The following is a 17014-nucleotide window of genomic DNA, read 5'->3' as shown; positions in this document are numbered from 1 at the left end:
AACGCTTGTGCCGACTATGTTAGAATAAGTGTCAGATTGCGCATAGGAGGACCAATATGAAGATTAAATCAATAGAACCGACGCCGAGTCCGAACACGATGAAAGTGATTTTGACTGAAGAGCTTCCGGCGGGGAAAAGCAACAATTACAAGCCCGATCAGGCAGATGATGCTCCGGCCGTCGTACGTGATATTTTAAACATTGAAGGAGTAAAGGGCGTTTATCACGTTGCCGATTTCCTGGCTGTGGAGAGAAACGCCCGTTTTGACTGGAAGGACATTCTGCCTCAGGTCCGTTCCGCTTTCGGAATGGAACATACGGAGCAGTCTGAGAGCCGTTCTGAACAGGAATCGTTCGGTGAAGTGAAGGTTTTCGTACAAATGTTCAGCGGAATCCCGATGCAGGTCAAATTGACGGACGGGGAACGTGAAGAGCGCTTCGGCCTTCCGGAACGTTTCCAAGAAGCCATCTTAAAGCTGCGTTCCGAAGCTTCAAATGTTGTATTTGAGCGGGCTTGGAAAGAACAAGGCGTGCGCTTCGGGGATTTTACCGAAATCGGACACGATGTCACAGAAGAGCTTCAGGCCGCCTACAGTGATGAGCGGCTCAAACGCCTGACAGAAGCAGCCGTACAGCAAAAGGGTGAGGCCAAACCGGCAGTGCAGCGGAAAGCTTATAAAGTGACTTTGGAAATGCTCGATGATGAAGACTGGAAACAGCGCTATGCCCATCTTGAGCAAATGGATCCGGATGAAGACGATTTACCAGTATTGGAAAAGGCGCTGCATGATCCGAAGACTTCGATCAGAAGACAAGCCGTCGTTTATTTGGGAATGATCGAAAAGCCGTCTGTGCTTCCGCTGTTATACAAAGCGCTTGAAGACAAAACGGTGACGGTCAGAAGGACGGCGGGTGACTGTCTGTCGGATCTCGGCGATGCGAGCGCCATCCCGGCAATGATAAAATCGCTCAGTGACTCAAGCAAGCTCGTGCGCTGGCGCGCGGCCATGTTTTTATATGAAGTCGGCGATGAAAGCGCGCTGGAAGCATTAAAAGCGGCGGAAGACGATCCGGAATTCGAAGTCAGCCTGCAAGTCAAAATGGCGATTGAACGGATTGAGCACGGAGAAGAGGCGAAAGGTTCAGTCTGGAAACAGATGACTGAAAGCAGAAAAAAAGAACAGTTATAACAAAAAGGTGCGCCATGCACCTTTTTTATTTGAATTCACTTTTTATAAAAATTATTTAGAATATTGTTGAAAAATGATTCAAAACTCTATATAGTAAGTACAATATTAATTGTTGGAGGGTTTTTATCGAAATACAGAAAGAATAGAAAAGCGAGACAGGGCAAAGACACTGTAAACAGGTAATTTGCAGAACGCGCCCTAGAATAAACTGAAAATTTTAAAAATAATGCACAGTCTAAAAACAGTAGGGGGATCACCATGGCAGAATTACGCAGCAACATGATCACACAGGGAATTGACAGAGCGCCGCACCGCAGCCTTCTTCGCGCTGCCGGCGTAAAAGAAGAAGACTTCGGCAAGCCGTTTATCGCGGTCTGTAATTCATACATCGATATCGTTCCCGGGCATGTTCACCTGCAGGAATTTGGAAAAATCGTAAAAGAAGCAATCAGGGAAGCGGGCGGTGTGCCTTTTGAATTTAATACGATCGGAGTAGATGACGGAATCGCGATGGGGCATATCGGCATGAGATATTCGCTGCCGAGCCGTGAAATCATTGCCGATTCAGTTGAAACGGTCGTCTCGGCGCACTGGTTTGACGGAATGGTCTGCATTCCGAACTGCGACAAAATTACGCCGGGAATGCTGATGGCGGCTATGCGGATTAATATTCCGACCATTTTTGTCAGCGGGGGGCCGATGGCAGCCGGCCGTACAAGCGATGGCCGCAAAATTTCGCTTTCTTCAGTATTTGAAGGCGTCGGCGCATATCAAGCCGGGAAAATCGGTGAAAGCGACCTGCAGGAGCTGGAACAGTTCGGCTGTCCGACGTGCGGATCTTGTTCAGGCATGTTTACGGCAAACTCCATGAACTGTCTGTCTGAAGCGCTCGGTCTGGCGCTTCCGGGAAACGGAACAATTCTGGCAACTTCACCGGAGAGAAGAGAGTTTGTGAGAAAATCAGCGGCCCAATTGATGGAGACCATCAAAAAAGACATTAAGCCGCGTGATATTGTCACCGAAAAAGCGATTGACAACGCCTTTGCGTTAGACATGGCTCTCGGCGGATCAACCAACACAGTGCTGCATACGCTTGCGCTTGCCAATGAAGCTGGGGTTGAGTACTCTTTAGAACGCATTAACGAAGTGGCTGAACGAGTGCCTCACTTATCGAAATTGGCGCCGGCCTCGGACGTCTTCATTGAAGATCTGCACGAAGCGGGCGGAGTCTCGGCGGCCCTTAATGAATTGGCGAAAAAAGAAGGGGCGCTTCATCTTGACGCGCTGACTGTAACAGGCCGCACACTCGGAGAAACAATTGCGGGTCATGAAGTAAAGGATTATGACGTGATTCATCCGCTTGACAATCCGTTTACCGAAAAAGGCGGTTTGGCCGTCCTGTTTGGGAATCTGGCTCCGGACGGCGCCATTATCAAAACAGGCGGCGTACAGGACGGGATTACAAGACATGAAGGTCCCGCTGTCGTCTTTGATTCTCAGGATGCCGCGCTTGAAGGCATTATAAACCGCAAAGTAAAAGAAGGAGATGTTGTCATTATCCGTTATGAAGGGCCAAAAGGCGGACCGGGCATGCCGGAGATGCTTGCTCCGACGTCTCAGATTGTCGGAATGGGGCTTGGCCCGAAAGTGGCGCTTATTACAGACGGCCGTTTTTCAGGAGCGTCCCGGGGTCTTTCAATCGGGCACGTATCACCTGAAGCGGCTGAAGGCGGCCCGCTCGCATTCGTAGAAAACGGCGACCATGTCATCGTTGACATAGAAAAACGGATTTTGGACGTACAAGTGCCTGAAGAAGAATGGGAAAAACGCAAGGCCGAATGGAAAGGCTTCGAGCCGAAAGTAAAAACAGGATATCTAGCCCGGTATTCCAAACTCGTAACAAGCGCCAATACAGGCGGAATCATGAAAATATAAAACAGAGGCCTGAACAATTGAATTCCGGCCCCCTCTATAGTATCCTTGACTTCATATAAGGATTTTAGAGGGGGCTTTTTTATGTCAATGGCTTATGAAGAATATATGCGCCAGCTGGTCGTGCCGATGCGCCGTGAGCTGACGGGTGCGGGTTTTCAGGAATTAACGACTGCTGAAGAAGTAGAAAGCTTTATGGAACAGGCAGAGGGCACGACATTGGTCGTTGTTAACTCCGTGTGCGGCTGTGCTGCCGGTCTCGCCCGTCCGGCTGCGACTCAGGCTGTTTTACAGCATGAAAAAGCGCCTGATCATACGGTTACCGTATTTGCCGGTCAAGATAAAGACGCAACTGCAAAAATGCGTGAATATTTTACGGGGCAGGAACCTTCCTCGCCATCAATGGCGCTGTTAAAAGGGAAAGAGGTCGTTCATTTTATTCCCCGCCACGAAATCGAAGGGCATGACATGGAGGAAATTATGAAAAATCTGACGGATGCCTTCGATGCGCACTGCTGAAATGCCCGAATTCCGGGCATTTTCTTTTTGGAGAAAAAGATGATTACAACGAGTTACAGACCAAGCGAATACACGATACAAACAGCGCAGTCACTCAGTGTCAGGCTGGGTGACACTTACTGCAGCCGCAATAAACAGCCCATTGAAAAAATGCTGGAACGAGCCGCTAGCGATCTTTTAGTCATCGGAAAGGAACGGTTCGAACTTTACACGAAGCAAGGGGAGAAGTTCTTTTTTCACCCGAATACAGCGATGTTCCGCGCAAAGCGGTTTTTGAGAGGGGAAGCCGAGCCGTTGTTAAAAGCAGCCGGATTACGCGAGGGGGATTCCTTTTTAGATTGTACTCTCGGCCTGGCATCCGATGCGATTTTGGCGAGCCTGGCAGTCGGAAAAAGCGGGCAAGTCATCGGCCTGGAGAAAAACAAGCTTGTCTCATTGCTTGTTGAAACAGGACTTCAAACGTGGGAAACCGGAATGGAGCAGCTCCAAACCGCCATGAAACGCATTCAGGTTAAACATGCCGACTGCACCGATTATTTGCGGGAGCTTCCTGATTCATCGGTAGATGTCATTTATTTTGACCCGATGTTTCACGAACCTGTTGAAACGTCAGACGGCATTGCACCGCTCCGCGCGCTGGCAGAAGAGGGTTTTAACGAAGAGTGCATCACGCAAGCCGTCCGGGCGGCGAAAAAATGCGTAGTGCTTAAAGACCATTGGAAAAGCCCGCGGTTTGAACGATACGGCTTCAAGGTGCTGAAAAGAAAGACGGCGCTTTTCCACTTCGGTGTAATCCATGTAAGCTCATGATATCATGGGCTTCTTTTTCGTTAATCAGTGATTTCCATAACGACAAAATAAAGCAGCGTGAGAAGTGATACAGTCGCAAATAAAGCGTTAATCATCTCATCCCCTCCTTTTTCTCCTTCTTATTGTAAGCGGTTTATCCGCTCGGTCACAGTTACCAATTTCCCATATTGCATGATAATACGCTGCCGGGCATGACGCCGCGCTTTAATCTATGCTAAAATAAAGGAAAAGAGGACAATAAAACAGAGGGGAACAATCTATCATGAAATTGTGGATGAAAAAGACCCTTGTGGTTCTGTTTACCATTGTAACGTTCGGACTCGTGTCTCCTCCGGCTGCTTTGATGACAGACAAGCCTTCAGGACAGTCGAGCAGTCTTGAGCAGAATGATTACACCGCTTTTTATGATGAACACGCCCTGCCGGGAGAAGCGAAGGCAGGGCGGGAGCCTGAATTACTGTTTCAATCGTATCAGCAGCAGCTTCTCGGTGATGCTGAAAATCAATCATTTTTAAAATTCGGCAGCAAAATCTCTCCGGTCATTGAAGATGATTACAGAAGTGAAATTCTGCCGAAAATCGAAGATGTGATCACAGGACATTTAGCCAAGTTTCAAGATGATGAAGCGTATCAGGATGTGGTTATTTCCAGTAAACCGTCGGCCGGAAAAACCGAAAAAATTTTTCATGTGTATAACAGGCTGACAGGTGAAGATCTTTTAAGGTTCCACGTCCGCCGGGATCATCCTCCGCAAGACGGCTACTGGTTTAATTTTCATTACCATACCGCTGAAGACGGATTTCAATCACATCATGAGCTCGGCAGCATTTACTGGGACCGCAATACGCCGCCTGACTGGATGAGCGTGTAATAGCGAGAAGAAATAAAAAAATCATTTCTGAGAAATTTTGCAGAAATGATTTTTTATTGTGTTACACTACTAAAAGACTACTTTAAAAGGATGAAAAAAATGAAACAATATAAAGATTTGTGCCGTCATGTGTTAGAAAACGGAGAAAAAAAAGGAGACCGTACGGGAACGGGTACGATCAGCACGTTCGGCTACCAAATGCGGTTTAACCTTCAGGAAGGTTTCCCGATGCTTACGACGAAAAAGCTCCATTTTAAATCCATCGCGCATGAGCTGCTTTGGTTTTTAAAAGGAGATACGAATGTCCGCTACCTTCAGGAAAACGGAGTCCGCATCTGGAACGAATGGGCGGATGAAAACGGAGAACTCGGACCGGTTTACGGCTCTCAATGGCGTTCGTGGCGCGGAGCGGACGGCGAGACCATTGATCAAATCTCCCGGCTGATTCATGACATCAAGACAAACCCGAATTCCAGACGTTTAATCGTCAGCGCTTGGAATGTCGGAGAGATTGATCATATGGCGCTTCCGCCTTGCCACTGCCTGTTTCAGTTTTATGTCGCGGACGGAAAACTGTCGTGTCAGCTTTATCAGCGTTCAGCGGATGTCTTTCTCGGCGTGCCGTTTAATATTGCGTCTTATGCGCTTTTAACAATGATGATCGCGCATGTGACGGGGCTTGAACCGGGTGAGTTTGTTCATACATTCGGAGACGTCCACATTTACCAAAACCATGTGGAGCAGGTGAATTTGCAGCTGACAAGGGATGTCCGTCCGCTGCCGAAACTGCGGTTTGCGCGAAATGTTGATTCTATTTTTGATTTTACGTTTGAAGACTTTATCATTGAGGATTATGACCCGCATCCGCACATAAAAGGAGCTGTCAGCGTATGATTTCGTTTATTTTTGCGATGGATGAGAACCGGCTGATCGGAAAAGATAACGATCTGCCTTGGCACCTTCCCGATGATCTCGCGTATTTCAAAAAAGTGACGACGGGTCACACCATTGTAATGGGGCGGAAAACGTTTGAATCAATCGGACGCCCGCTTCCGAACCGGCGGAACATCGTTGTAACCTCACGGGACGAATCTTCATTCCCGGGCTGTATTACCGCCGACTCGGCTGAGGAAGTGCTCAAGCTGATCCCGGCGGATGAAGAATGCTTTGTAATCGGCGGCGCCCAGCTGTACAGTGCGCTCTTTCCTTATGCGGACAGACTCTACATGACAAAAATTCACCATGTCTTTGAAGGAGACCGTTTTTTTCCGGAATTTAATGAAGCTGAATGGGAATTGACCTCCCGCAAACAGGGAGTAAAAAATGAAAAAAATCCTTACGATTATGAGTACCTTGTATACGAGAAAAAGAATTAAGCAGGGGGACAAGAATTGATTCGTTACGGCTGCCTTGTGATGTACGTTGTATTTATGTTCATGAAAAATATTCAGGAATATATCAATCAAAAAGAGCTTGACCCGCGGCTTTCTTTTCAAAAACAGATGAGGCTGGTGTATGAGCGGCCGAAAGCCTTTATGAGAGGCTGTATTGACGTCTCGGGATCGACAATCGGCATTCATCATGATCAGCCGATCCCGGACGGCCCCGTATTGTATGTGCATCCCAAATTGCGCCCGGCTGATCTTCTGCTGCTCGCGGGACATCTTGAAGAGCCGGCTGGTTTTATCGCTGGCGAGAAAGCTTTCCGGATGCCGTTTCTCGGAAATTGGCTGCGTCTGATGGGTGTCATTTGTGGCGGAGACAGCCGGGATGCAGTGCTTCAGGAGGCGGAAGTCCGTCTGCAAAAAGGGCAAAGTCTGATTCTGTCCGAAGACGGCAAAATCAATCCGGAGGAACTGGCCCTACGTTTCGATCTCCCGATTGTGCCCGTCAGCACTTCGGGAACAGACCGGCTGCTGCGGGGCAGATTACTGAAACGGCTGAAACCGGCTGACATTGAATTACATATAAAGCCCGCTTATTATCCGGCCGGTCAGAAACGGCTCCGTGCATAAAAAAAGCACAGTCTCTATACGAGAGGCTGTGCTTTTTTATTTCAGATAAAGGGAACTTTGACGCAATAAAACAAAATACAGAAAAACATCGAGGCGCTGCCGCCTAAAACAAAACTGTGCCAAATGGCGTGATGATACGGAACCTTTCTCCAAATATAAAATATTGTGCCGGCGGAATACAATAAGCCGCCGAAAAGAAGAAGGCCGAAACCGGGGCCTGACAGCGAAGCGTACAGCGGTTTAATGGCGATGATGATCAGCCAGCCCATCATTAAATAGACAAGCGTTGAAAAAATGATAAACCGCTTCACGAAAAAGATTTTAAACACGATGCCTCCGATGGCAAGCGACCAAACAATAATTAAAAGGGTCAGACCGAGCGCCCCTTTAAGGGGTCCTAATAAAAATGGCGTATATGTTCCGGCTATTAATACGTATATCGCGGAATGATCCACAATCTCAAGAATGTCTTTCGTTTTTTTATGCTGGATGCTGTGCAAAAGAGTCGAGCTGAGATACAGCAGGAGCATTGAAGCGCCGAAGATTGAAAAGCTGACGATGTCTGTCGGCGAGCCGTATTTCACCGCGAAGATAATGAGAAAAATAAGCGCCGGAATCGACAGCAATACACCGATTCCGTGTGTGACGGCATTTGCGATTTCTTCTTTTATTGTGAACAATCAAATGTCCTCCTTTTTAAAGGATTTGTTTTTGCAGTGACTGCAAAAAGGTCAACCCTTCTAATGTGATTTTTGTTCCTGCGCGTCCCCGGCCTTTTGTCACATAGTTCATCTTTTCTAAGTAATCAAGCCTATTTCTGACTTGCTGGGGCGTTAATGTCATTGTGCTGTTTTCGCTTAATTCGGATATGCTCCGTCTGCTGGCGGGTTCGCCCTTTGTATTTAAGTCTTTAATTGCTTCCAAAATAAACAAAAACTCTTCTTTCTCCATCAATGTCAGCCGTTTTTCTTTTTTCTTAGCGGTTTTCGCTTTCTGGCTGTTTTTGATATACGGCGGGACATGCTCGGGATAAATCGTGCTGCCGGATGCTGCCGCGGCCATATAGTGCGCCGCATTTTGAAGTTCTCTGATGTTGCCGTTAAAGGTGTGCCGCTCAAACAGCGGATAAACGGACGGGTCGATATGAATATGCTGTCCCGAGGCTGTCAGCATATGCTGCAGAAGAAGCGGTATATCGCTCTTTCGTTCAGATAAAGCAGGGAGCGGAAGGCATAACACGTGAAGCCTGTAAAATAAATCTATGCTGAACGTGTTTTCCGCGCCGGTATCGCCAAGATTCGCCGTGCTGCTTGCAATGATGCGGGCGGAAAGCCCGGCGTCCAGCTCGGAAAGAAGGCGGGCCTGTACCGAGAGCGGCATGTCTCCGATTTCATATAAGAATAATGTTCCGCGGCGGGCTCTGTTTAATGCACCTTCAGCGCCGAACAGTTCATATTCGAGCCGATCTTCGCTTTGGCTGCAGTGAACGGTAATAAATAGTTCGCTGTTTCTGCGGGATTTATGATGGATCGCTCTGGCCATTTGTTTTTTTCCGGTTCCGACTTCACCTGTTATGAAGACTGGCAAATCAGATAAGGCAAATTGCGAGGCCAATCGTTTCGCTTCTGAAAAGGTGTGATGTTCGCCGGCTAGCTGATAAAAAGGATCAGTTTGTTCAATTACACTCATGAATTGGCTCCTTTTGGTTCTAATTGGTTTAAGTATAACACGTTTATGCGATCGAAAATATCTTTTTCTCTTGTATCGGTTCATTTATTTTTATTTACAAAATTAAAATAATTATCTTATTGTTCGAATATTCATGTTATAATGGCATATTAAATAGGGATTTAAATAAGAAAGGACTCTGTAAATGAAACCGTTGCTTAAAGAAGACTCTCTCATCCAGGTAAAAGACATTTTAAAAGCGCACCAAAACGTAAAGGACGTGGTGATACATACGCCTTTGCAGAGGAATGACAGACTTTCTGAGAGGTATGGCTGCAATATCTATTTGAAAAGAGAAGACCTGCAGGTGGTCAGATCATTTAAGCTCAGAGGGGCTTATAATAAAATGAGGCAGCTCTCAAAAGAGCAGACTGAAAACGGAATTGTATGCGCAAGTGCGGGAAACCATGCGCAGGGGGTTGCGTTTTCATGCAAACACCTCGGCATTCACGGCAAGATTTTTATGCCGTCAACTACACCGAGACAGAAAGTATCCCAAGTGGAGCTGTTCGGAAAAGAATTTGTTGAAATCATATTGACGGGTGACACTTTCGATGATGCGTATAAGAGTTCTGCGGAATGCTGTGAAAAAGAAAACCGCACGTTTATTCATCCGTTTGACGATCCCGATGTCATGGCCGGACAGGGAACGGCTGCCATCGAAATTTTAAATGACATTGATGTTGAACCGCATTTTCTTTTTGCAGGCGTAGGGGGAGGGGGACTCCTGTCCGGGCTCGGCACGTACATGAAGAACATCTCGCCGGATACAAAAATCATAGCGGTAGAGCCGAAGGGCGCAGCCTCCTATTTTGAATCGAAAAAAGCCGGACAAGTGGTTGAACTTGAGAAAATTGATAAATTTGTCGATGGGGCGGCCGTAAAAAAAATCGGCGCTGAAACCTTTCAAACGCTCGAAACCATCGTCGATGACGTTTTGCTTGTCCCGGAAGGAAAAGTGTGCAGCACGATTCTTGAATTATATAATCAATGCGCTATCGTGGCTGAACCGGCGGGTGCATTGTCCGTGTCAGCACTTGATCTGTACAAAGAAGAGATTAAAGGGAAAAACGTTATCTGCATGGTCAGCGGAGGGAATAATGACATCGGCAGAATGCAGGAGATGAAGGAACGCTCCATGATTTACGAGGGGCTGCAGCATTATTTTATCGTTAATTTCCCGCAAAGGGCGGGAGCGCTTCGCGAATACCTTGATGAGGTGCTCGGTCCTGATGATGACATCACCCGGTTTGAATACACGAAAAAAAATAACAAAAGCAGCGGCCCCGCATTGGTCGGCATTGAGCTTAAGCATCGGGAAGATTACGGCGCGCTCATTGCCCGGATGAATCAAAAAGGATTTCATTACGTAGAGGTGAATAAAGATCAGGATCTGTTCCACCTGTTAATCTGACTTTTTTTAGAACGGCCGCGCAAAATGACAGACACGCTTTCTCAGATTGTATATAATAAAAAGAAAACAATCGAAAAAGAAGGATTGATATCTTGTTACTCAAAAGCCTAGAGTTCAAACGACAGGACGGGATTCAGGTAAAAGTGACAGAAATACCGGTTGTCACGGAAGGTGAACATTATTTTTTTCAAATTCATCAGCACCTTGAGCTTTATTTGAGAGAGGTTTTTGCTTCACAAAGTGTGAGAACAGTGTATTCATTCCGACAATATGTCAAGCGCCGTATGAAGTGGAAAGATTATGAGGCCGTTTTCAGCCAAGAGATTTTAAAACATAACGCATAACGGTGCATATTCCTTAGCGCCTTCCTTTTGATAAGGGAGGGTGCGGGAATTTTTTTATGATGAACGCTGTAAGCGTTTTATCTATGGGGGGAATGGAAATGAAAAAAATGAAAAGCTTCGCTGCCGTCTTTTGTTTGCTGCTCTTGTGCGCCTGCGGCGGGAAAACGATAAAAGACCCGCTGAACTATCAGATTGAGCCGTTTTCATATCAGAACCAAGACGGGAAAACAGTGTCACTGAAAAGCCTGAAGGGGCATGTCTGGATTGCCGATTTTATGTTTACAAACTGTAATACAGTCTGTCCGCCGATGACGGCCCACATGACCGAACTGCAAAAAAAACTGAAGGCTGAGAACCTGGACGTGCGGATTGTGTCATTCAGTGTAGATCCTGAAAATGATACGCCGAAACAACTGAAAGCCTTTGCTTCCAAATATCCGCTTTCGCTTCGCAACTGGGATTTTCTGACCGGTTACAGCCAAAAGGACATTGAAGATTTTGCGCTGAACAGCTTTAAAGCAATCGTCAAAAAGCCGGAGGGAGAGGATCAGGTCATACATCAAACTTCTTTTTATTTAGTCGGACCTGACGGGAAGGTGCTTAAAGATTATGACGGCGTGCAGAAGGTTCCGTATGATGATATCCTGTCAGATGTCAAAGCGGCTGAGGAGCTCAAGTAAACTGGCAGATTAGACATTTTCAAAACTGAAAAAACATGTTACACTTTCCACTAGTAGACGGGGAAGGAGCAACCAGATTGAAGCTGCGAATGTTCTCATTGATCGCCGGACTGGCTTTGCTTTTATCAGCTTGTTCTGTCCAGCGCACCGGTTCTGACGCTGAAGAACCGAAAACGAAAGATCATATTGTCATAGCTGCGGTCGGTGATTCATTGACTGAAGGAGTAGGAGATCCTGACGGTTCAGGATACGTCGGCAGGGCAGCGGAGTCTCTTAAGAAAAAGGGACATGTGAAAACGGTAGATATTAAAAATTATGCGGTGCAGGGCGACAAAACGTCGGACCTGCTGGAAAAGCTTGATAATAAAAAAGTGCAGAAATCATTAAGGAGCGCCGACTATATCTTTTTTACCATCGGCGGCAATGACTTAATGAAGGTGCTCCGCCAGAATATGATGCAGCTGACGGTTCAGCCGTTCCAAAAGGAAGAGAAACCTTTTGAAAAACGGTTCAAGGCGATCATTTCAAAAATCCGCAAATATAATGAAAACGCAGAGCTGGTGTATGTCAGCATGTATAATCCGTTCACGTTTACGCTGCCTGAATTAAAAGAAATTAATGGGGTTGTGACGGATTGGAACAAGATCGCCGCAAAAGAGCTGGAAAAAGATCCCCACGCCGCTGCGGTGAATGTTGAAGACTTGTTCAGTCAAAAAAGCGGCAGCAGACGGATTTCAAAGGATGATGATTTCCATCCGAACGCAAAAGGGTATGCACTCATCGCCGACCGATTATACGGCATCATAGAAAAACAAGGGTTACCAGCAGAATAGGGTGAAATGATGAAAAAGTGGAAATCGCTGTTTTTTGTTCTTCTCGCACTCAATGTGATTGCCGCCGCGGTAATTGTGACATTATTGGTTATGCCGGGAGAGCAGGCGAAAATACAAGATCAGACAAAAAGTGAGTACGGCTTTCATATCACAAGCTCGAAAGAATCTCTTGCCAGGTTTGTGAATTCGTACTTAAAAGAGAAGGCATCGAATCAGCTTGACTACAAAGTCGACATCAATAACGATGTGCACGTGGCAGGTAAAATCAAAGCATTCTCAACCTCCATTAACGCGGTCGTCACATTTGAACCGTCCGTACAGGAGAACGGAGATGTGGTTTTGAAAGTGACGAAGTTTTCATTAGGCGAATTAAGCCTGCCGATCAGCTTTGTGCTGAATTATATGGACAGCTTTTATGAACTCCCGTCATTTGTGCACGTTCATTCCGGGGATAAAAGCATCGAGATCCGTCTGTCAGAAATGCCTTTAGACAACGGCATGTATGTAAAAGCGGATAAAATCAATCTCGACACGGATGAAATTGAATTTTCCTATTATCATCCGAAACAATAAGTTTTCATAAAAAAAACACAGATCCTTTCAGGGATTTGTGTTTTTTTGTGTCAGCGTTTTTTGTCTAGCTTGCTGAACAGTTTGATTAACGTTGCAAGCTCTTCATCAGAGTAGCAGTCAAACCGTTTAAAAAAGTATTCTGTTTTTTTCTGGTTGAAATGATCGACAATTTTCTCCCCGGCTTCCGTAATATGGATTCTGATAATTCGCCTGTCCTCTTTAGAACGGATGCGGGTGATCCATTCCTTTTCTACTAAAGCGTCGGTCACTGCGGTAATGTGGCTTGCGGAGACCTCAAGAATAGGGGCGAATTCTGTTACTTTTTTAGGCCCTTGTTCACTGAGAATCCGCAAAATGGTGAATTCGTTCCTGGACAGCTCTTTATCTAGAATTTCATTAACTTCATTTCTGATTTGTTTAAACACTTTTCGAAGCAAAGCTTCCATATCATACATCATTTGTGTCCTTACTTTCAAATCATGAACCTCCAATATGTAGTCAGCGTGGCATTCGTTCAGCTTCCCCTGAAAGCAGAATTATTTTTATTCTGTTTATACATGCTATAATATAATAATACCACGTATGAACAAAGGAGGGCACCCGTATGTCAGAAAAAAAAGAAATCGCCACATTTGCAGGCGGCTGTTTTTGGTGCATGGTGAAGCCGTTTGACGAACAGCCCGGGATTGAAAAGGTGGTGTCCGGCTATACAGGAGGTCATACTGAGAATCCGACTTATGAAGAAGTGTGCAGTGAAACGACCGGACACAGAGAAGCCGTTCAAATCATATTTCAACCTGACATTTATCCGTATGAAAAGCTTGTCGAGCTGTTTTGGCAGCAGATCGACCCGACTGATGCAGGCGGCCAGTTTGCAGACCGCGGAAGTTCATATCGGGCGGCGATATATTACCATAATGATGAGCAAAAACAAATCGCTGAAGCCTCAAAAAAACAGCTTGAAGAAAGCGGCATATTTAAAAAGCCGATCGTCACAGACATTTTAAAGGCTGAGCCTTTTTATGAAGCGGAAGGCTATCATCAGCACTTTTATAAGAAAAATCCTGATCACTACGGGCGCTACCGTGTAGGTTCCGGACGTCAAGGCTTTCTGGATGAGCATTGGAGGGACAGATAAGATGGCTTTTAATAAAGAAGAAAAAATCAAATCATTAAACCGCATGCAATATGAAGTCACGCAAAATAACGGAACGGAGCCGCCGTTTCAAAATGAATTCTGGGATCACAAAGAAGAGGGGCTGTATGTTGATATCGTATCAGGAAAGCCCTTGTTTACATCTCTGGATAAATTCGATTCTCATTGCGGCTGGCCCAGCTTTACAAAACCGATTGAGGAAGAAGAGGTTGACGAAAAACTGGACACAAGCCACGGGATGATCCGGACGGAAGTGAGAAGCAAAACAGCGGACTCCCACTTAGGCCACGTATTTAATGACGGCCCGGGGCCAAGCGGTCTCCGTTATTGCATTAACTCTGCGGCACTTCGGTTTATTCCGAAAGACAAGCTGAAGGAAGAGGGCTATGAAGCCTGCCTGCATTTATTTGAAAAATAGAGCTCAGCAATAAGGCCTGCCTATCAGACAGGCCTTTTTTCTATGTTTTTTTTTCTTCATGTAATCGTTCAATAATCTTTACGATTGTGTCTTTTGTGATGAGCGGCGCCTGATCGGATTGATATCTGGGGAGATTGACCTTCCGAAATTCCGGATGTTTGGCGGGATCCGGCAATATCGCGTAAAGATTGCCCCATTCATATAAAGATTCCGTCTCATGAGGAGAGGTCAGTTCTTCATGAAGCTTCTCACCGGGGCGTTTTCCCACTTCAACAGCGGCTGGCCGCGGCAGTCCGTGCCGGAACGCATATTCTTCAAACCCGTGAAGCAGTTCTTCAAGCCTCAGGGACTCCATTTTAAAAATAAACGTTTCTCCGCCCTTTGTAATCGCCGCAGATTGCAGAGTGAGCGTTGCGGCGTCATCGATCGACATAAAAAACCTCGTCATGTTTTTATCCGTAATGGTGAGCGGACCGCCTGCCATCAACTGCTCAAATAAAATAGGAATAACGGAACCGCGTGAACCGAGCACATTGCCGAAGCGGACCGAACAAAACACCGTACCGCGGTTTTGAACATGATGATTTGCCTGATGAAACAGCTTCTCGGACAACAGCTTCGTAGCCCCCATTGTGTTTACCGGGGAAACGGCTTTATCGGTTTTTTAAGATATTTACTGCATTTTGAGGAACTATCAGTGGCGGTGAGATCGAAAGCGAAAAATTAAACCTCAGGATAGGGGTGATTTCAAACTGAGCCGGAATTGGCCCTTTTCTTTTTTGTGTCATCGTAACGATAACATCTTTGAAGACCATTCTTAATAGTGAGTTCTTTTTCTCTGTGCTTGTTTCAATGTGATATTGATCAATTATCTTATTTATGTTGTTTCTGACTGTATTACTGTCTATTTCTGATTGCGCTTCTTGAGTTCCATTGAGTTCATGCTTGGCAATCTGGAGTTCTTTAAATTCTTCATCTAAAACAGCTTTTCTTTTCAAAAAAAGTTCATCAGTGTAAATGCCGCTTTCATATTTCTCGAAGATAAAATTCTCTTTGTTTTTTAACTCTTGTTCTTTTTGTGAAAGATGTTCAGACATTTGCTTCTTTGTTTTCATATTACTATTTACGTCTTCGTATTTAGAAATCATCGAAATGATATGTTTTGTTAAAGTCTTATTATCTAAGTTGCTTAAAGAAGAGAGGTAATCCAGAATGGCATTTTCAACATCGTTATATCTCACATAAGTGCATTTATTCTTTTTGCAAGTGAGTGATTTAACGTGATACACACTTTCCGTGCCGTTTTTGTTTTCTCGCGTTCGCCTAGTTTCGTATTTAGATAATGGTTCACCGCACTTAGAACAAGTGCATACGCCTGCCAATTCACTTAATTCCAATGCGTTTTTATTAGGCAGCAAGGGAACTTTGTTTGCAATTTTCTCTTGTGATTGTTGAAATTGTTCTTGATCTATTATAGGGGCGTGTGCATCCGATACTACAATTTGTTCCTTTTCAGGTCTAATTGTTCGTTTACCGTCTTTTGTTTTTTCCCTAACCTTATATTTAACAGTTCCGATATACGCTTCGTTTTGCAGAATTGCTTTAATTGTGTATTGATTCCAGCGCTTTTTTCCTGATGGAGTCGGTATTTGTAATTTTGTTAAGTGAGAAGCAATCGCTGTATAACTATAATCTTTTCCATTTAACCCATTTAAAAAGATGTTAAAGATGAATTGAACGACTTTTGCTTCTTCTTCGACTGGGACTAGTTTGGATGTTTTTTTGTTTAACCGGTATCCATAAGGCGCTAGTCCGGAAATCCATTTCCCTTGTGCCGCATATGTGTATTTAGCGCCTGTCATACGCTCTCTGGTCATTTCAAATTCTTCTCTGGCCATAAACAATTCAAAACGAATCTGACGCATGTCTGCAGGATTTCGAGGGTCATAAACTTTATATGGTGTAATGATAATCAATCGCTTGCTTTGAAGAAGGTTAACAATTTGTCCCGCATCACTGTAGCTCCCGCGGCTGAGTCTTGTTATTTCTTTAACAGCAATTGCCTGGAACTTGCCTTCCTCGAGGTCTTTAAGACATTCTTTAAAAACAGGGCGACCCTCAATGCTTTCTCCAGATCCGATTTCCATTTTTAATTCATAGGGGATTTCAATCGACTTCAGTATTTTATTCATGAGTTCATTTTGTTCTGTTAGCGTATCTTCGCCTGTTCTTTTTTCCCGCTCCATATCCTGACGAGAGCGTCTAAGATAACCCAAAATATTTGTAATGTTGTAAGAATGAACGATGTTTTTTAACTCCAAAAAATCAGCACCTCCTCTTTATTGTATTTACTGTAAAAACAGAAGTATTCGTACAATATTCTGTCTGACATTGAATACGAAAATAACGTAATATATTGTAAGGATTGTATTGTTTGAATATTGATCTATTCTAACGGATATATAGATTAAAAACATCTAATACTGTAGTAAATATATCTTAAATTGTGAATGAATATTTGATCACCGCAG

The 17014-nt window shown here is 45.0% G+C and carries 18 protein-coding genes and 2 pseudogenes; 15 read left to right on the top strand and 5 right to left on the bottom strand.

Annotation, left to right across the window (positions count from 1 at the left end; genetic code table 11):
• Positions 1-56: 56 nt before the first annotated feature.
• The 8 genes from ACWJJS_RS11185 to ACWJJS_RS11150 all read left to right on the top strand — a co-directional run bounded on the left by ACWJJS_RS11185 (position 57) and on the right by ACWJJS_RS11150 (position 7337).
• Positions 57-1190 (top strand): conserved virulence factor C family protein, encoded by a 1134-nt coding sequence (locus ACWJJS_RS11185; RefSeq protein ID WP_031378996.1) that lies wholly within the window; start codon positions 57-59, stop codon positions 1188-1190.
• 258 nt (positions 1191-1448) lie between these two features.
• A complete protein-coding gene (gene ilvD / locus ACWJJS_RS11180; RefSeq protein WP_007409524.1) occupies positions 1449-3125 on the top strand; it encodes a dihydroxy-acid dehydratase in 1677 nt (558 codons plus the stop codon).
• An 81-nt stretch (positions 3126-3206) separates the two neighbouring features.
• Complete coding sequence (locus tag ACWJJS_RS11175) at positions 3207-3641, top strand: BrxA/BrxB family bacilliredoxin (RefSeq protein WP_003153619.1); 435 nt, start codon at positions 3207-3209, stop codon at positions 3639-3641.
• Between the two features lie 39 nt (positions 3642-3680).
• Positions 3681-4451 carry a class I SAM-dependent methyltransferase gene (locus ACWJJS_RS11170; protein WP_454023582.1) on the top strand — a complete coding sequence of 257 codons (771 nt, stop codon included), beginning with the start codon at positions 3681-3683 and terminating at the stop codon, positions 4449-4451.
• Positions 4452-4713: 262 nt separating this feature from the next.
• Positions 4714-5322: a YpjP family protein gene (locus ACWJJS_RS11165; RefSeq protein ID WP_031378998.1), complete on the top strand. Its 609-nt coding sequence runs from the start codon at positions 4714-4716 to the stop codon at positions 5320-5322.
• A gap of 99 nt (positions 5323-5421) precedes the next feature.
• Positions 5422-6216, top strand: a complete 795-nt coding sequence (locus ACWJJS_RS11160) for a thymidylate synthase (RefSeq protein WP_003153622.1) — start codon at positions 5422-5424, stop codon at positions 6214-6216.
• On the top strand, positions 6213-6698 hold the full coding sequence (locus tag ACWJJS_RS11155; RefSeq protein ID WP_025649779.1) for a dihydrofolate reductase: 486 nt from the start codon (positions 6213-6215) through the stop codon (positions 6696-6698). Before ACWJJS_RS11160 ends, ACWJJS_RS11155 begins: the two co-directional genes overlap by 4 nt.
• A gap of 15 nt (positions 6699-6713) precedes the next feature.
• Positions 6714-7337 (top strand): lysophospholipid acyltransferase family protein, encoded by a 624-nt coding sequence (locus ACWJJS_RS11150; protein ID WP_015417675.1) that lies wholly within the window; start codon positions 6714-6716, stop codon positions 7335-7337.
• Positions 7338-7378: 41 nt separating this feature from the next.
• On the opposite strand, the gene trhA is transcribed toward ACWJJS_RS11150, so the two are convergent.
• Both trhA and ACWJJS_RS11140 read right to left on the bottom strand, forming a co-directional pair.
• Positions 7379-8017, bottom strand: a complete 639-nt coding sequence (gene trhA, locus ACWJJS_RS11145) for a PAQR family membrane homeostasis protein TrhA (protein WP_003153625.1) — start codon at positions 8015-8017, stop codon at positions 7379-7381.
• A gap of 16 nt (positions 8018-8033) precedes the next feature.
• A complete protein-coding gene (locus ACWJJS_RS11140; RefSeq protein ID WP_102422249.1) occupies positions 8034-9026 on the bottom strand; it encodes a sigma 54-interacting transcriptional regulator in 993 nt (330 codons plus the stop codon).
• Positions 9027-9210: 184 nt separating this feature from the next.
• Between ACWJJS_RS11140 and ilvA the strand changes: the two genes are divergently transcribed.
• From ilvA to ACWJJS_RS11115, 5 genes are all read left to right on the top strand, one after another.
• A complete protein-coding gene (gene ilvA, locus ACWJJS_RS11135) occupies positions 9211-10479 on the top strand; it encodes a threonine ammonia-lyase IlvA (RefSeq protein WP_031379000.1) in 1269 nt (422 codons plus the stop codon).
• 92 nt (positions 10480-10571) lie between these two features.
• The gene (locus ACWJJS_RS11130; RefSeq protein WP_003153631.1) at positions 10572-10823 is read left to right on the top strand and encodes a DUF2535 family protein; all 252 of its coding nucleotides are present in this window, start codon (positions 10572-10574) and stop codon (positions 10821-10823) included.
• Between the two features lie 98 nt (positions 10824-10921).
• On the top strand, positions 10922-11503 hold the full coding sequence (locus ACWJJS_RS11125; RefSeq protein WP_079005166.1) for an SCO family protein: 582 nt from the start codon (positions 10922-10924) through the stop codon (positions 11501-11503).
• A 77-nt stretch (positions 11504-11580) separates the two neighbouring features.
• Positions 11581-12336 carry an SGNH/GDSL hydrolase family protein gene (locus ACWJJS_RS11120; RefSeq protein ID WP_156734890.1) on the top strand — a complete coding sequence of 252 codons (756 nt, stop codon included), beginning with the start codon at positions 11581-11583 and terminating at the stop codon, positions 12334-12336.
• Between the two features lie 9 nt (positions 12337-12345).
• A complete protein-coding gene (locus ACWJJS_RS11115) occupies positions 12346-12909 on the top strand; it encodes a YpmS family protein (RefSeq protein WP_003153637.1) in 564 nt (187 codons plus the stop codon).
• Between the two features lie 50 nt (positions 12910-12959).
• Here ACWJJS_RS11115 and ACWJJS_RS11110 read toward each other — a convergent pair whose 3' ends face one another.
• A complete protein-coding gene (locus ACWJJS_RS11110) occupies positions 12960-13385 on the bottom strand; it encodes a MarR family transcriptional regulator (protein ID WP_003153639.1) in 426 nt (141 codons plus the stop codon).
• A gap of 128 nt (positions 13386-13513) precedes the next feature.
• Between ACWJJS_RS11110 and msrA the strand changes: the two genes are divergently transcribed.
• Together msrA and msrB are read left to right on the top strand one after the other, a co-directional pair.
• Positions 13514-14047 (top strand): peptide-methionine (S)-S-oxide reductase MsrA, encoded by a 534-nt coding sequence (gene msrA / locus ACWJJS_RS11105; protein ID WP_454023581.1) that lies wholly within the window; start codon positions 13514-13516, stop codon positions 14045-14047.
• A gap of 1 nt (position 14048) precedes the next feature.
• Complete coding sequence (gene msrB / locus ACWJJS_RS11100) at positions 14049-14483, top strand: peptide-methionine (R)-S-oxide reductase MsrB (protein WP_007409536.1); 435 nt, start codon at positions 14049-14051, stop codon at positions 14481-14483.
• Positions 14484-14523: 40 nt separating this feature from the next.
• Here the strand turns inward: msrB and ACWJJS_RS11095 are convergent.
• Both ACWJJS_RS11095 and ACWJJS_RS11090 read right to left on the bottom strand, forming a co-directional pair.
• Positions 14524-15144 (bottom strand): annotated as a pseudogene (locus tag ACWJJS_RS11095) (polysaccharide biosynthesis protein); the annotation flags it as partial.
• A pseudogene (locus ACWJJS_RS11090) lies at positions 15120-16804 on the bottom strand (recombinase family protein). The pseudogenes ACWJJS_RS11095 and ACWJJS_RS11090, both read right to left, overlap by 25 nt.
• Between the last annotated feature and the right edge of the window lie 210 nt (positions 16805-17014).

The sequence above is a fragment of the Bacillus sp. JK106 genome (assembly GCF_053663355.1).
Note: the sequence above shows the minus strand (reverse complement) of the source record. Positions and strands in the feature narration are given on the sequence as shown.

What these genes read in the sequence shown, in the direction of transcription:
- ACWJJS_RS11185 (WP_031378996.1), top strand. Translation starts at nt 57, where the DNA reads ATGAAGATTAAATCAATAGAACCGACGCCGAGTCCGAACACGATGAAA.
- ilvD (WP_007409524.1), top strand. Translation starts at nt 1,449, where the DNA reads ATGGCAGAATTACGCAGCAACATGATCACACAGGGAATTGACAGAGCG.
- ACWJJS_RS11175 (WP_003153619.1), top strand. Translation starts at nt 3,207, where the DNA reads ATGTCAATGGCTTATGAAGAATATATGCGCCAGCTGGTCGTGCCGATG.
- ACWJJS_RS11170 (WP_454023582.1), top strand. Translation starts at nt 3,681, where the DNA reads ATGATTACAACGAGTTACAGACCAAGCGAATACACGATACAAACAGCG.
- ACWJJS_RS11165 (WP_031378998.1), top strand. Translation starts at nt 4,714, where the DNA reads ATGAAATTGTGGATGAAAAAGACCCTTGTGGTTCTGTTTACCATTGTA.
- ACWJJS_RS11160 (WP_003153622.1), top strand. Translation starts at nt 5,422, where the DNA reads ATGAAACAATATAAAGATTTGTGCCGTCATGTGTTAGAAAACGGAGAA.
- ACWJJS_RS11155 (WP_025649779.1), top strand. Translation starts at nt 6,213, where the DNA reads ATGATTTCGTTTATTTTTGCGATGGATGAGAACCGGCTGATCGGAAAA.
- ACWJJS_RS11140 (WP_102422249.1), bottom strand. Translation starts at nt 9,026, where the DNA reads ATGAGTGTAATTGAACAAACTGATCCTTTTTATCAGCTAGCCGGCGAA.
- ilvA (WP_031379000.1), top strand. Translation starts at nt 9,211, where the DNA reads ATGAAACCGTTGCTTAAAGAAGACTCTCTCATCCAGGTAAAAGACATT.
- ACWJJS_RS11125 (WP_079005166.1), top strand. Translation starts at nt 10,922, where the DNA reads ATGAAAAAAATGAAAAGCTTCGCTGCCGTCTTTTGTTTGCTGCTCTTG.
- ACWJJS_RS11115 (WP_003153637.1), top strand. Translation starts at nt 12,346, where the DNA reads ATGAAAAAGTGGAAATCGCTGTTTTTTGTTCTTCTCGCACTCAATGTG.
- msrA (WP_454023581.1), top strand. Translation starts at nt 13,514, where the DNA reads ATGTCAGAAAAAAAAGAAATCGCCACATTTGCAGGCGGCTGTTTTTGG.
- msrB (WP_007409536.1), top strand. Translation starts at nt 14,049, where the DNA reads ATGGCTTTTAATAAAGAAGAAAAAATCAAATCATTAAACCGCATGCAA.